Source organism: Clostridia bacterium, from assembly GCA_026414765.1.
Classification (GTDB): Bacteria; Bacillota; Clostridia; order Acetivibrionales; family DSM-27016; genus SKW86.
This window is the reverse complement of the sequence record JAOAIJ010000052.1, coordinates 118,830-135,255: the sequence shown is the minus strand read 5'-3', so window position 1 is coordinate 135,255 and position 16,426 is coordinate 118,830. Positions and strand designations below refer to the sequence as shown.

Sequence of the window (16,426 nt, the reverse complement as noted above, 5' to 3'; positions counted from 1 at the left end):
AAAATCATTCTCCTGTTTTTAGTACTCAAGATCAAAATACATCAGTCCCACAATTCTAATCTCTATCAAGCTTATTATTGTGCTGACAAAGGATTCAACAAAAAAAACAATAATCCCATTATCCTGAGCCGGTACAAAAGATACGGCAAAAAACATAAACACAAGAGATAGGAACTTAAAAATCAGGATAATACTAAATATTTCTATCTTATGCCCTTTGGTTAGATTTGAGCTTGCCCTAAAGGCACTGAAAATTCTACTTCCCTTATCCTGTATATAACATGTACTGAATATCAGAACAAAATATAAGACTATGAAGAAAACAGCAACAAGTGTAAAGATACCTGACGCCACATAAGCTGTCAAATCCGGCAGTTTGAGCAGTAGCGCATAAACAGGAATATAAATGAAAACCGTAAGATAAGTAAATACTATCATTATGGAGTTCTTACCTGTTACAGCGATACTATCTTTCAACTTGCATACCTCACCTTTCAATTCTCTGATGTATGAATGCAAGTAAACTGCAGAAATAAGATTCGTCAGAATATTAGTGACAAAAAAAACCAATATCATCTGTGAGGAAGCGGCTTTTAAGTTCTCCAGACCTTCAGGTTTTGAAAAATCTATATCGTAAGAAATAGATCCAAAAAGATAATAACTTAAGAAATTTACCGCTAAAACAAGTACAAAAACGACAGGAGCTGTGTACTCTCCTTTTAAGTCGTAGAATTTGGTAGATTTAGATAGATACTCGCTTACGCTTTTCAGCATTTTGGGCTTATAATTTGATTCCATTTCACTCTCCATGTAAACATAATCTTACCCTACTATTTTCTAAAATGTAGAAGACTTTGTCAAATACTTTTTCAGTTCTTTTGCCTCGCAGAAGGGATACTTCCCGCAGCTTTACATATAAATATCTCTGATTATTATGTTTTTACACACATTTGCAATAAAGGTGTATTTAATATAGAATTAAGATATCTTTTTACAGGAGGTTGACAAATGTTTTCTGGGGAGTTTGGGCTTCTTGGCATTGCTGGTACAATACTTGCTTTAGGAGCCGCTGTTTTATTGCTTGTTGTGCTTATTGGTATTTGTCTATACATACTCGCGGCCTGCGGACTGTATGGAATGGCACAGCGCCGTGGAATAGAGTTCGGCTGGCTTGCATTTATTCCTGTTTTGCAGCTTTATATAGTAGGCAAGCTGCTTAATAGACTTAGAATATTCGGTATAGATATAGCCAGGCCGGAGTTTTTCCTTCCTGCCGCATCTTTAATTGTAATGATATTTGACAGGGTTTACTTCCTTGGCTCCTTGCTGGGTTTTGCCAATCTGATCATTTCGATAGCAGCACTATATTATCTGTACAAGATGTACAGGGGTAAGAACAAAGCATTACTATACACAGTATTAAGTATTTTCCCGGCATTCTTGCTTCCGATATTCTTGTTCAATTTAAGAAATTCCGATCCTATTTGCGATCCATATGAAAAATAAACAAAGAACCTATTCTACACTAGGTTCTTTGTTTAGACTTCTCTTTATTTCTTATATCTTAATTATGCTTATCATAAAATCAGCTAAAAAATTCTTTATATAAAGCCTTCAAAGCTTTGGTAGCGTCATTTGCTTTTACACCAAACATCATACTTACTTCAGAAGAGCCCTGATTTATCATTTCAAGGTTAACATTTGCAGATGCAAAGGCTGAGCTTGCCCTGGACATAATCCCGACAGTGTTTCTCATTCCTTCTCCTACAATCATAACCATTGCCAGATCATGTTCAACAGAAACATCATCTACATTCAGTTCATCCTTAATACGCCTTATGATACGCTCTTCCTTGTCATTATCCAGCTGCTTTTCTCTTAATATTACTGAAATATTGTCTATACCGGATGGAGTATGTTCATAAGCTATATCTTCATCTTCCAGTATCTGCAGCATTTTACGTCCAAAACCTATTTCCCTGTTCATCATGTATTTACTTACATATATGCTGCAAAAGCCCTTGTCACTTGCTATACCTACCACAGGACCGTCAGTGTTCTCTCTGTCAGGAACAATAAAAGTACCCGGTGCTGACGGATTGTTTGTGTTCTTTATATTTACGGGAATACCCATACGGTATACAGGCTCAAGAGTTTCTTCATGCAAAACGGAAAAACCTGCATATGATAATTCTCTCATTTCCCTGTATGTAACAACAGAAATCGGTTTTGGATTTTCAATAATATTAGGGTTTGCAGCAAATACTGAATCAACATCTGTAAAATTCTCATAAACCTCTGCTTTTACAGCAGCAGCCAGTATTGACCCGGTTATGTCAGAGCCACCCCTCGAAAAAGTTACTACATCTCCTGATTTTGAATATCCGAAAAATCCGGGGAAAATCATAATTCCATTATAGCTTTTCAGGGCTTTTAAATTATCATAGGATTCTGGAAGCACCCTCGCATTACCGAACTCATCACTCAGAAACAAGCCCGCCTCCCTTGGATCTACATAACGTGCTTCAATACCCTTACTGGCTAAATAATCTGCTACAAGCTTAGCACAGTTATCTTCACCTGCAGCCTTTAACGAGTCCATAAATTTTCCCGCATTATCCGTATCTGCCGATAGTCTTTGTCTGAGGTCATTTTCTATAACCTCAACTATTTCATTTGAAAGGTTGAAATCAGCAGCGATTTCTGCATACCTGCCTACAACAGCCATAAGTTCTTCTTCCGCAGAACCGTTTTTAAGAAACTTTTCTGCACAGTTTATAAGAAGGTCAGTTACCTTTATATCTTCTTTATAGCGCTTTCCAGGCGCCGATACAACTACGAGCTTTCTTTCAGCATCTGCCAGCACAATGTCGCATGCCTTTTTTATCTGTTCTGCATTAGCCATAGAAGTACCACCAAATTTTGCTACTTTCATCGAATAATCCCCCGTTCTGTTTAAACTATCCTTAAACCTAATTAATTATGAACAGCCATGCATCCCGACCTATACCCTATTCATCCAAAACCCTGATCATGTTTGCTATATCAATAACAAATTCAAAATCCTTCAGTTTATTAACAATTTCCGCAAGGCGTTTTTCAGGTATTCTTCCTGTTACAAAAGCAACTTCATCCTCAACAGATATATTCCCTGTTTTGACCCTGTTTATATTTCCAAATAATTCCCCTATGGAAATCTCTGTTCTTTTTATATCCTCAGTTTTTACTCTTATGAAAAATTTTGTCTCTACTTCATCTTTATTAATTGTGTTACTCTCTTCCTTTACTACCCATGTAGTCCCTATAGTGCCTTCCGCATGCTTCACTATATCAATTACATCTGCAACCACTGCACTTGCAGTAGGAAGCTTTCCTGCACCGCGTCCATAAAACATTGCATCTCCAATAGCATTACCTTTAACAACTATTGCATTAAATACATCCTCAACGTTAGACAATGGGCTGGTTTTACTGACCAACGCCGGACTTACCCTCGCAAAAACCTTTCCATCAATACGTTTACTCATTCCAATGAGTTTTATTGCAGAATTCATAGCTTCAGCATAATGCATATCCTCAAGACTGATTCTGGTAATTCCTTCAGTGTAAATATCTTTATAGTCTACAAATTCATTATATGCAATTGATGATAAAATAGCTATTTTCCTGCAAGCATCATGTCCCTCGATATCAGCAGTGGGATCTGCTTCTGCATAGCCTTTTTCCTGAGCTTCCTTCAGTGCTTCAGCAAAATTTTTCCCATCCCTCTTCATCTGGGTAAGAATGTAATTGGTTGTCCCATTGAGTATTCCAATGATTCCGCTTATCTCATTTGCAGCCAGACACCTGTTTAAAGGCCGTATGATCGGTATACCTCCACCAACGCTTGCTTCAAAAAGATAGCTTACATTATTCTCCCTGGCAAGTTTTAGAAGTTCCGGACCGTGTGTTGCAACCAATTCTTTATTTGAGGTTACTACACTTTTACCCGCTTGCAGGGCCTTTTTAGTAAAATCATATGCTATTCTGGCTCCACCAATTGTTTCTACTACTATGCTTATTGAATCATCAGAGAATATATCATCCGAATTTTTTGTCAGGACATCTTTGTCAGGGCTGTCAGAAAAATCACGGATATCAAGAATTTTCTTTACCTTGATTTCTTCTCCTGCCCTTACTTTTATACTGGAGCTGTTTTTTCTGATAACTTCAGCAACTCCAGATCCAACAACACCATAACCCAATATACCTATATATACCATAAACCTACCTCCATCACTCTCTTGCTAGAATTTCCTGTCGTCTTACACCTTCAAGCTTGCTTATCTCATCCATTAATTCTTCCAGCTCTACTACCATCCCCGCAGTTTCTATAGAGATGGTCACGTCAGCAAGACTATTAATGGGAATATTCTGATTTATAGTCAAAATGTTAGCTTTTGCAGCAGCAATTTTATTGATGATACTCGATAGGATGCCCGAAAAATCTTCCACAACAAAGAATAAGGTAATAACTTTACCTCTTGAGGTCTCATAAAAAGGAAATACAAAATCCTTGTATTTATAGTAAGCACTGCGGCTTAATCCCACTTCCTTGACAGCTTCATTTACAGCCTTGATTTTTTCCTTACTTAGAAGCTTTTTTACTTCTATGACTTTCGAAAAAACCTCAGGCAATACTGAAGCGTCGACAAGAAAGTAAGTAGAATTCTTATTCATAAGCCCTCCGTGTCCTCGTGCGGTGCACACTTGTATTCTCTTTGTGTATATTAGCATATTTTCATAGAAAATTCAATATATACAGAAAAATTATTCAAATTTTGTATATAGTATAGATTATTGTAGAATATTGTGATGCAGTAAACATGAATTCATGTCATAATACAAAATATACAAAAAAAGAAGATCATATTTGATATAATCTTCCTTTTCTTTATTACCTGACTTTGCTCATCAACTTATTTCACAGGTATATAGATATAAAATGCAGTTCCTTTTCCCTCTTCTGATTCGAACCTCATTTTCCCGCAGAATCTGGCTTTAATATTCGAATAAGACATGTATAGACCCAATCCCGTCCCCTTAGTACCTTTTGTGGTCACCATCTCTTTAAACAGCTTGCTTTGCAGGTCTGCAGGTATACCTCTTCCATGATCTCTGACTATAAATTCTATAACCTTTTCACTCCGGTTAACAGTAAGTTCAATATTTCCACCTGAACTGTCATATGCATCTACTGCATTTACAATAAGATTATTCAAAACCTGTACAAGTACGCTTATATCGCCTTGTATCCTTGTATCCATATCCATATTATACACTGTGTTCAGTTTACAGTGCTGTTTTCGCAGCTCATATTCAAAAAGAATTTCTATTCTTTTATGGAGTTCATAAAGTGTGAAACTGTTCTCTTCCTGATTTCCCTTTTGTACAGTCTGTCCTTTTACCGCAGTGATAATATCGGACATATATGTACAATACGGCTTCATCTTCTCAATCCATGATTTCATCTCTTTTGCTATTTCGTGGTGGTCTTCTCTTGTTACTTTTTCATCATCAATTGATTCGTCATACTCTTTTATAAGATCCTTCAACCCCTCTATAGCTCCGGCAATGGACATGATAGGCGTTCTCAAGTTATGGGCGATTCCTCCTATTAGCTGTCCTAAAGATGCAAGCCTCTCCTGTTCCATCATAATCGCATGTTTTTCTTCTATTTCCCTTATATGCTCTTTTTCTCTTTCCTGAATCTTGTTGAAGGATATTACCAAATCAGCTAATTCGTCATTTGATACAACTGCCAGCTTTCTATCAAGATCTACATACTCACCCTCAGCAATTTCCGTGAGACTGTCCGCAACGAGGGAAATTTCACCCGATAAAGACTTCGAAAAAAAGTATAAGACAAAAATATTAAATATAAGAAGAATAAAAAATGCTGCCAAAAAGAATACTACTGTTCTTTCTGAGGCTACCTCAAATCTTATTCCAACGAGAAAATCACCATTCTTCCCTTTGACTCTGGTTTCTACCCCTTGGACTTCTGTAGTGTCACCATATATTCTGTCGCCATTCAGCGGATTTTTTACATAATAGTTAAAGAAAGCTGTAGGTTTATATCCGTCTGAAGCAATAAACTTCCCTTTTTCAGTAACAACAAAATAGCTTATTTTTGTCCCCTCTATCTCCAAGCCTTTTAACGTCTCAAAAATTCTTTCGGGCTCTTCTGCATCTCCTATCTTTTCTACAGTTTCGAACAGATAGTTTTTACAAATTTTATAGACCAGGTCGCCCTTTTCCTCCATTAATCTGGAGTATCCGAGCATCCCGGTGAATAGAATTGCAACAATGGATATAGGAAGCATCTGAAGGAATATTTTCTTTCTCAGACTTATTCTAATTCCCTGCAATTCCTCTCCCTTATATGTCTTCAGAAGTATTTGCGTGAATATACGCTTAGAAAAAGTATGTGATACGATAGCAGCAAGGGAAAAGAATGAAAATACAGCTGTAATTATCTTCAATAAAGTAACAACAGGAATTTTAGTAATGATATAAACGAAAATCATAACCAGTATTATTGGGATACTAATAAAAAATATCTGGAATATATATATTAAGTAAGGTATATTTATGCACTTTTTTCTTATTTCCTGAAGCTGCTTGGTGTATTCCGTACTTGAGGCTATAAATTCACTCCACTTTCCTAAACCTTTAAAAGCTGTAATTAGTGCAACGGTACCAGTGGTTATCGCCAGAACCAGAATAACAATATACTGTAACAAGTAGCTTGTTCCAAGTGTCTGCGTTACTGGCAGAAATCCTGGAGGATAGCCCATAATAACAGGAAGTATAGGGAAAAACACAATACCGATAACTAGCGTTACTACGTTATAAGTAAGAACTATACCCATCTTACTATGCCGCATAATGAAAGTTCCTACAGACTTTTTACCACCCCTCATAATACACCCCCAAATAATTAGTTCGATAAGAAATTTACTGATTTTAAATAGTTTACAACTTTACTAATATAATCCATATCTATTTCAGGCCACATAAAGCCTAGTTCATGTAAATAAGCGGTTGTATTTTCTGATTTGATTTTAATATTTTTCCCGGTATTCTTTCCAAGTCCATAGCTCAATTCATTTACTATACCAATCAAATAGTCTCTTGTATCTTTCTTTGCAGAAACTTCCCGGATATAGCAATCAAAAGAGTGTCTGTCCAATACTTTAATCTGCTTGTCCAATAACCCAACTCTATCTCTAAATTGTTCCATAGATATATATTTATGGTTGAATAAGTGATATACCTTTCCATAAGAACCTGCTGAACTGCATATACGCATTATTGCATTGCTGCAGCAGTCGACAGGAGTAAACTCCAAATGTCTCCCCAATAATTCATCGGAAACTATGCCCAAATCCATAATAGATTTTAAAATATTGTAAAAATTGTTTTCTTTTATATTGATTTGGAATTTACCGTCAGAGAATCTTCCTGTAAGATTACCTACTCTGACAATAACAGCATCCAACCCGTTGATTATTGCTTTAAAGGTTATTTTCTCCGCCTCAAACTTACTCTTCACATATACATTATCTGAATAATCCTGTCCTATATAAAAGTCATTCTCAGTGTAGTTAACCTCACCCAATCCCTGTCCGGTTGTTGTTCCTGATACACTGATGGTAGAAATATGACATAGCTTACAATTGAATTCTTTGCAGAAATCTAAAACATTCTGAGTACCAAATACATTTACCTTCTCAAATACCGAATAATCACCATAATGCTTAACAAGTGCAGCCGAATGAATAACCAGGTCAATCTTAGTTCCGAGCTTCCCATATTCTCTATCCGAAAGTCCTATTTTATCTAAGGAAACGTCACCATTGACGATAAATATCCTTTTCCCAAGCTGATGGATATATTTATCTCCGAAATAAAATGAAAGCAACCTTTCAAGCTTTTCTTCAGCACATTTTACATTATCACCTCTTACTAGACAATGCACATTTGCCCCGGTCTTCTCAATAATTTCAGACAGAATATGAATTCCAAGATAACCTGTAGCTCCAGTCAATAGTATGTTTTTCAACTCCAGATTACAGCTTGCAAATCCACACTCATTTCCTACCCGGGTTAATTTCATATCTGCAATCTCATCAATATTTTCTTTATCATTACACCCGCCAGCTGCTTCATCCATGTTGCCTCTAATTTTATCAGCCATATCTCTGAGTGTTCTGAGTTTGTAAAAATCCTGCATTTCCAGATTCCACCCATACTGATATGTACTTGCCAGAACTTTTAGTATGGAAAGTGAATCCCCTCCCAGCTCAAAGAAGTTGTCTCCTGCGCCAACCCTACTGAGCCCCAGAATTTCCTTCCAAACCTCTGCAAGCTTCTCTTCTGTTTCATTTGCTGGAGCTTCATAGTTTTCAATGATATTTGATTCTTTATCTGGTATGGGCAGAGCTTTCCTGTCAATCTTACCGTTTGTTGACAGCGGAAGCTTATCCATCCTGGTGAAATAAGCCGGTACCATATACTCAGGAAGTTCCTTCAGAAGGAATATCCGCAAGTCCTGAACAGGAATAGTTTTGTCCGACACATAATAAGCGCACAGGTATTTGCTGCCGTTCCCATCTTCTTTTGCTACAACCACAGCATCCTTAACATATTCATGGAGTAATAGCCTATTTTCAATTTCACCAAGCTCTATCCTGAATCCCCGTATCTTTACTTGATAATCTATTCTGCCGATATATTCTATGTTGCCGTTCGGCAACCACCTTACCAGATCCCCTGTCTTATATATTTTCTCCCCATCTATATAAGGATTGGGAATGAATTTTCTGTTTGTCAATTCAATATTGTTTCTATAACCCCTGGCAAGACCGTTTCCTGCAATACACAATTCACCCGCAACTCCCACAGGCTGTAGCGTATTATACCTATCCAGCACATATGCCCTATAGTTTTTAAGAGGTTTCCCTATAGGTACATTACTGCAGCATTCCAGTCCGTTCAAACTATATCCTGTAGCATAAATTGTTGCTTCCGTAGGCCCATACAGGTTTTCCAGCCTGACTCTCTCTGTAAGCTTGCAGAACATTGGTACAATATCACTAGACACAGCTTCTCCTGCAAGAAAAATGTATTTCAGTTTATTTATTATCCGTATATCCTCTTCCTTCAGCATATACAGGAAAGCCTTAAACATGGATGGTACAAAATTCAGATGAGTTATGTCATACTTGTCAATAGCTTTCAGTATAGCCCGGGGCTCTTTTTCTGCTCCTTCTTCAAGTAGTATAAGCCTTCCTCCGCCTAAATACCATCCGAATATTTCTGCAACAGATACATCAAATGTATACGTTGTTTTTTGGAGGAAGGAATCCGATTCCAGAAGCGGATACTTCTCCTGAAGGGCAAAAAGTACATTTACTACACTCTGGTGGCAGACCATTACCCCTTTAGGCTTTCCGGTTGATCCCGAGGTATAGATTATATATGCTAAATCCTTTTGTGTATTCACCCTATCAAGGTTTCCTAATCCCGCCGAGTATGACTCTTCTCTCAATAAATCCAGAATAGTGCCGCTAAAATCTGCACAGCTTAATGTATTCCCACAGGTCAGTACAATGTTTATACTACTGTCCTTCAACATATATTCGATTCTCTCTTCCGGATATGACGGACTAATAGGCAGATACGCACCTCCTGCCTTCAGGATTGCCATTATTCCAACTATCATCTCCGGTGAACGTTCCACCATTATCCCAACTATGGTATCAGACCCGACACCCTTACCTCTCAGTACCCACGCCAGCTGATTTGCCTTTTCATTAAGTTCTTTGTAAGTGAGCTGTCTGTCCTGATACACCACTGCAATATTATCAGGAGTCCGCTCTACCTGTTCCTCAAAAAGCTCGTGTATGGTCTTTTCTTTTGGATACTCTGCTTCAGTTCTGTTGAATTCATATAGCAGCCTGTTTTTTTCTTCTTCTGTCATAATCTCGAGTTCACAAATCTTGCAAGAAGGCCTTCTGACAATATCACTCAACAGGTTCAGAAAATGATTTTTGAATCTTTCCATAGTCTCGTGTCTGAACAGCCCTGTACAATAATCCAGATTGAAATTAATCGCTTCTGCCTTTTCCACAGCCTGGATGGAGAAATCAAACTTTGATGTTTTGCAGTCAAGCTCATAGGGAGAAAAAACAAGGTTGTCTCTCCTCAACTCTGATACATCGATATTTTGAAGCGTAAACATAGTATCAAACAAAGGATTTTTACTCAAATCTTTTTTTACATTCAGTTTCTCTAAAAGCTCCTCAAATTGGTAATCTTGATTTTCATATGCTCCTATGGCATTTTGTCTTACTTCCGATAAAAAATCCATAAAGGTTTTGTCATAGGAAGGATAATTTCTCATAGCAAGAGTATTGACAAACATTCCAACCACATTTTCAAGATCAGAATGCCCTCTCCCTGCGACAGGAGAACCAATTACAATATCCTCCTGGCCTGTATATCTGCACAACAATACATTATAAGCAGCAAGCAGCACGATATATAATGTTGTACCCGTATCAGCCGCAAGCTGCTTTAATCTGCGGGTCAATTCATCATCGGGAGCAAAGCTTATCCTGTCGCCTTCAAAACTCTGTATGGGAGGTCGGTTGTAATCCATAGGCATATTGAGCACCGGAAGCTCACCTGAAAGTTTTTCTATCCAATAAGCCTCTTGTGCCTTTATTTCCTCACACTTGAGAAATTCCTTCTGCCATACGGTATAGTCCTTATACTGCAGTTTTAGTTCCGGCAAATTCTTTCCGGCGTACAGATCTGCAATTTCCTTTATAAGAATGCTGCAAGAAATTCCGTCAGATATTATGTGATGCATGTCTATCAACATTATGTTCTTTTCTTCGGACTCGCTTATAAGTTCAGCCCTAAAAAGTGGAGCCTTACTCAGGTCAAAAGGACGGACAAATTTTCTGACTTCTGTACTGATCTCCGACCCGGCAATTTTCATACTTTTAAAGGTAAGCTTGACCTTCTCATTTACCTTTTGTACTACCTCACCGTCTAATAAATGAAAAGAAGTCCTGAAGGATTCATGTCTTTCTATTATTTTTTCAAGTACATGTCTTAAGTGCTCTGAATCAAGTCTGCCTTTGATCAGAATTGCACCCGGCATATTATAGCTGATGGAGTCAGCATTTGATCCATTAAGTACAAACATACGTTTTTGTGAGGATGAAACCGGATAGTAATCACTTTTCTCTGCAATTTTAATTGAAGAAAAATGCTTTATATTACTATTTCCAACTTGTTTTGACAGTTCCTTCAGTACTGGGTTTTCAAAAATAACGCTAATAGGTATTTCAACACCAAACTCCTTATATATACTAGAAATAAGAGTTATGGCTTTTAGTGAATCTCCTCCGAGTTCGAAGAAGTTGTCCCCTGCGCCGACCCTCCTGAGTCCAAGTATCCCCTTCCAAACCTCTGCAAGCTTCTCTTCTGTTTCATTTGCAGGAGCTTCATAGCTTTCAATGCTATTTGCATCTTTATCAGGTTCAGGCAGAGCCTTCCTGTCAATCTTGCCGTTTGCAGACAGCGGAAGCTTATCCATTCTGATGAAGTAAGCCGGCACCATATAGTCCGGTAATTTCTGCAGAAGAAATGTACGCAGGTCCGAAACAGAAAGTGTTGTGTCTGAAACGTAATACGCACACAGGTATTTTTTACCGTCCTCATCCTCCCTAGCCTCAACTACAGCCTCTTTTATGCTCTTTTGCTTCAACAGCCTGCTTTCTATTTCTCCAAGTTCTATCCTGAATCCCCGTATCTTTACCTGCCCGTCTATTCTGCCCAAAAACTCAATATTCCCATCAGGCAGCCATTTTGCATAGTCCCCTGTTTTGTACATTAATTCTCCTGCTATGAATGGGTTTTGTACAAATTTCTCCGCCGTGAGCCTCTCTTTTCCAATATACCCCATAGAAATACCCGAACCAGATATGCATAACTCACCTGCTACGCCAATAGGCTGTATTTGGTTATGCTTTCCTAAAATATACAGCTTTGAATTATGGATAGGTCTTCCTATAGGCACCGTTTTAATATTCTTATCCTTCTCTTTCTCCAATAAATAGTAAGCGGATATATCGGTGCATTCAGTCGGTCCATAGATATTTCCAAGTATGCATTTGCAGTCAGAGCTGTCAAGCCACGGCTTAATTTTAGAAATACTCATTGACTCGCCACCTAAAAGAAGATATCTTAAACTTTTAAGTTCCCGGTAATTATTATCTCCCCCAGCCAGCTCAATCACCGGATAAATTGCACTAGGTACACAATTTATGAGCGTTACTCCCTTTTCAAAAATTAATTTTCTGACAGTATTTGCATTAAAATACCCTACCGGTGCTAACAATAATTGTCCTCCAGCAATCAGGGGCGTTAAAATGTTCTTTACTGAGGCATCAAAACAGAAAGGTATCATCATCAATACTTTTGAATTCTCTTCAATACCAAACTCTTTCCTATACCAGCAGCACAAGTTGACAAGCGATCTGTTTGCAACCATGACACCTTTTGGTTTGCCGGTAGAACCCGAAGTATATATCACATATGCAATGCTTTCAGGTTTGTTTATCTTTTCAATATTTCCCACTGAGATATTATTCTCGCTATATTTATCAAAATATAGTGTTTCTCCGCTAAAAGCCGGGATATGGCAATACGCTTCCCTGGTCAGCAACATGATAGCGTTGCTGTCTTTAAGCATATAGTTTATTCTATCTTCCGCATATTCCGGATCAATAGGCAGATACGCGCCTCCTGCCTTCAGGATTGCGATTATTCCAACTATCATCTCCGGTGAACGTTCCACCATTATCCCAACTATGGTATCAGGCCCGACCCCCTTACCTCTCAGTACCCAAGCCAGCTGATTTGCCTTTTCATTAAGCTCTCTGTATGTCAGTTGTCTGTCCTTATACACCACTGCAATATTATCGGGTGTACACTCTGCCTGTTCTTCAAAAATTTCATGTATGGTCTTATCTTTCGGATAGTCTGCTTCCGTCCTGTTGAACTCATACAAAATTTTATATTTCTCATCTTCAGATAACATCTGCAGCTGATGAAGCTTTTTGGATGGATTTTTTACAGCGTCAGTCAGAAGATTCATCATATGGTAAAACATGTATTCGATTTCGCTTTGGGAAAAAGCGTCTGCAAGGTAATCAAAATCGACCTTATACTGCCCTTCGTTGTCTCTGTCGTTTATATGAATACTCAGAGAATTTGTCTGATGACCGTTAAATTCCCATTTGACATCATAATCTGCTTCTAATTTATCAAGTTCTGCATTTTGGAACGAAAGTACTATATCATATAAATTATCACTTATACCGTGCCTTTCCCTGAAGTCTTTCTGAATCAGATTGAAAGGGTATTTCTGATTTTTCAGTACAAGCATCCACTCCCGGGATACACCTGTTACAAATTTATTGAACTCAATATCTGTATCAACATTCAACCGTACAGGAACTACACTAACAAACATTCCTGCCATCTCTTTTTCTCTGGAACCAGATCTGTTCAGGATCGGAGACCCCAATACCATATCCTCCATCGAAGTTATTCTATTCAGATATATGGAAAAAACCGATAGAAAAACAGAGAATACCGAGCTTTTGGTTTCCCTACTATAAGAATTTATTGCAGATGTGAGTTCTTTTGTAATCTTAAAAGTCCTTCTCTCTGCCTTTGTTTCCCGACAAACCGCGGCTGCAGGTTTTAGGCTTATTAATTCCGGAATGCTCTCAAATTTGTTTTTCCAGAATTGTTTTTGCATTTGAAACCTGTAAGAATCAAGAAATCTTTCTTCACTTGAAATATAGTCTATATAAGACGGTTTATCTAATTTACTTACGGAAATTCCTTTCTTCAGCTTTGTATAGTATTCTACTATTTTGCTAATAGAAGCAGACATTGACCATGCATCAGAAATCAAATGGTGCATTTTGATATAAAATCCACCTTCATTATTATCAAGTTTAAAAAGTGCAAAATAAAACAAATCAGAATTTATTATGTTGAAATGCTTAATATTCATATTTTCAGTCCATCTAGAAAATTCCTCTTTGCCGTATTGTCCATCAAATTCAAAAATATCGCTGTTTATATACTCATAGCTTGAAACAAACTGGCGTGGCTCACCACCTATTTCTACAAACCTCATTCTAAGCGCATCATTTTTCATAACTACCAAATTTATTGCCCTGTTTAGCAGTTTAAAATCAATTTTATCTTTAATCCTTACTGTACTTGTAATATTGGCAAAATTTGTTCCGGGGTAGACCTTTTCCGTAAACCATATTGCCAGCTGAGGATGAGTCAGGTTGTAATACCTTGGAATATGGACCATATTTCCTGCCAAAAGCTTTTTATATTCAAGCATGCCCTTGCGGTTTGCCATAACTCTCCCTATCGTTGTTATTTTACCTGTCTCCCTTACTTTACTTTTTTCAATAACCTGACTTCCGAGTTTAAAACATATACTAAATCTTTTCTTACCCATACTTTCATAATATTCAGACAATTCTACCACGAGTGTTCCGAGAATTTTATCGATTTCCGGATTTTCTTCTAAAAAATAAATCCTGCAGACATCATGCATCCTATCAAGATTAATTCCCTCGGGGTACGATTCAGCTACAGCATAAGCAATACCTATACCATCCTTCACTACCCTCCATAGATTTCTGTCCATAGTTATGTCAAACACCCCAAAAGCCTCTTTGATTTCAGATTGATCCAGCTGCTCTTCACAGTAACCGTATGCACCAATCTCCAAAGGAGATAGTGCTTCATTACAGAATCCGATGAAGCTGCTGATATCCCTGCAGGGCTCACAAGAATAGCCGTAATTATCTGCCCTTTTTTCTTTTTCCTCGCATAAATATTCGATATTGTATATCGCATCAAAACAAAATTTAGCCTGATCGGAAATTACATTCGATATGCTGCTGAACATATCCCTCTGCTGCTTGAATTCCCTTGTTATATATGAAATATAGTATTCAAAGCAGCGATTGCTTAGCATATTGTCCGCCAATCCAATATATACGTCATTATTGATTTCAGGATCCAGTTTGGTTTCAGGCAGCGAATACAGCTGATAACCATAGAAAGTCCTGTTGTATATCCTCATAGCAACTCCGAGATTATACACCATGTCTTCTTTTATGTATGCTAGCCCAGATGAAATAGAAGATTTGGAATATAGTTTGTTAAATGTGTTGATAAACTTACCGTAATCATATCCGGTTTTTTCGTTGCTCTCAATATAGGCGCTACTAGCATTTTTGAAAATACTGCTAATATTTTCCACAGACAATTCATTAAAAGACCTTAACTTTGGGTACAGATTTTTGTAGACATAATTGAATAGCACAAGCTGCTCGCTCCAATTAATATTATTTATGCTTATTCCATAGATATGTTCGTTATTCCCGTCAATCCTATGGTGGCACACGGTTCCATCCACATGTATACCTGCAGTGTGGGGAATTTTTATAAAAGCATTTTTTATGAATTGATCCTTTTCATAAGAAGCTTTATCTGACACAAAGGATAATCCTTTTATACTTATATCATTCACTCTGAAATTTTTGTTTTTTCCTTTGATGCCTAAAAGCACAGTATCTTCTTTTCCGATTCTGTACCTGGGCACCTGCCTTCTGAAAGAAATACTGAGAGCTGAAGGTAATTTTATGTCATAATTATTTTCCAGAGAGTATATCACTACACTTCTAAATAAATAAATATCCTCCTCATTAGATATTTCAATATTGATCTCATTACCCGGAATTAATCTTGGAAACAGTATATCATCAATTTTTACTGAAGGTTCACTGCCTCTCTTACTCGTAAAGTGCATAACAGCATCAGTTTTATTTCCCATACAACTGACTGATACTGGAATACTTTTTTGCTTTGATAAGTTCCTAAAATATTCAAGAATATACTTCTGATTTTTCACTTCTTTGTTGCCTATCATTTCTTCTCCCCTAATAATCTGATTAAACATAGCATTTATCCGTTTTATATATAATCATGGGTACAAATTCCCTAATTTTCTTTAAAATATTACATTTTTCTACAAAATTTTTATAATTTCAAAAGATATTATATAATTTAGTCGAAAAATGTCAACCCCGGTTTACAAATCGTACTCCTTACTATACATTCGTAATGGAGTATCCAGCCTTTCCGGTAGAAATTAAGAAAATTTTTAAAAAATTAATGGTGTAATATAACAAACAGATAAGATTGTGAAAAATGAGGAGAAAATAAAAAGCAACCGGATATCCTATTAAGGAATATAATC

At 37.2% G+C, this 16,426-nt stretch carries 7 protein-coding genes; 1 reads left to right on the top strand and 6 read right to left on the bottom strand.

What is annotated here, in order from left to right; translation table 11 throughout:
- Positions 1–18 precede the first annotated feature (18 nt).
- Positions 19–798, bottom strand: a complete 780-nt coding sequence (locus N3I35_19565) for a hypothetical protein (protein ID MCX8132280.1) — start codon at positions 796–798, stop codon at positions 19–21.
- Between the two features lie 210 nt (positions 799–1,008).
- On the opposite strand from N3I35_19565, the gene N3I35_19560 reads away from it, so the two are divergent.
- Entirely contained in the window at positions 1,009–1,506 is a 498-nt protein-coding gene (locus N3I35_19560; GenBank protein MCX8132279.1) for a hypothetical protein, read from the top strand.
- Between the two features lie 79 nt (positions 1,507–1,585).
- Here the strand turns inward: N3I35_19560 and N3I35_19555 are convergent, their stop codons facing one another.
- The 5 genes from N3I35_19555 to N3I35_19535 form a co-directional block, all read right to left on the bottom strand.
- Positions 1,586–2,935 carry an aspartate kinase gene (locus tag N3I35_19555; GenBank protein ID MCX8132278.1) on the bottom strand — a complete coding sequence of 450 codons (1,350 nt, stop codon included), beginning with the start codon at positions 2,933–2,935 and terminating at the stop codon, positions 1,586–1,588.
- Positions 2,936–3,011: 76 nt separating this feature from the next.
- Positions 3,012–4,262 carry a homoserine dehydrogenase gene (locus tag N3I35_19550; protein MCX8132277.1) on the bottom strand — a complete coding sequence of 417 codons (1,251 nt, stop codon included), beginning with the start codon at positions 4,260–4,262 and terminating at the stop codon, positions 3,012–3,014.
- A 13-nt stretch (positions 4,263–4,275) separates the two neighbouring features.
- Entirely contained in the window at positions 4,276–4,719 is a 444-nt protein-coding gene (locus N3I35_19545) for an ACT domain-containing protein (GenBank protein ID MCX8132276.1), read from the bottom strand.
- A 239-nt stretch (positions 4,720–4,958) separates the two neighbouring features.
- A complete protein-coding gene (locus N3I35_19540; GenBank protein MCX8132275.1) occupies positions 4,959–6,965 on the bottom strand; it encodes a HAMP domain-containing histidine kinase in 2,007 nt (668 codons plus the stop codon).
- Positions 6,966–6,982: 17 nt separating this feature from the next.
- Positions 6,983–16,096, bottom strand: a complete 9,114-nt coding sequence (locus tag N3I35_19535; protein MCX8132274.1) for an amino acid adenylation domain-containing protein — start codon at positions 16,094–16,096, stop codon at positions 6,983–6,985.
- Between the last annotated feature and the right edge of the window lie 330 nt (positions 16,097–16,426).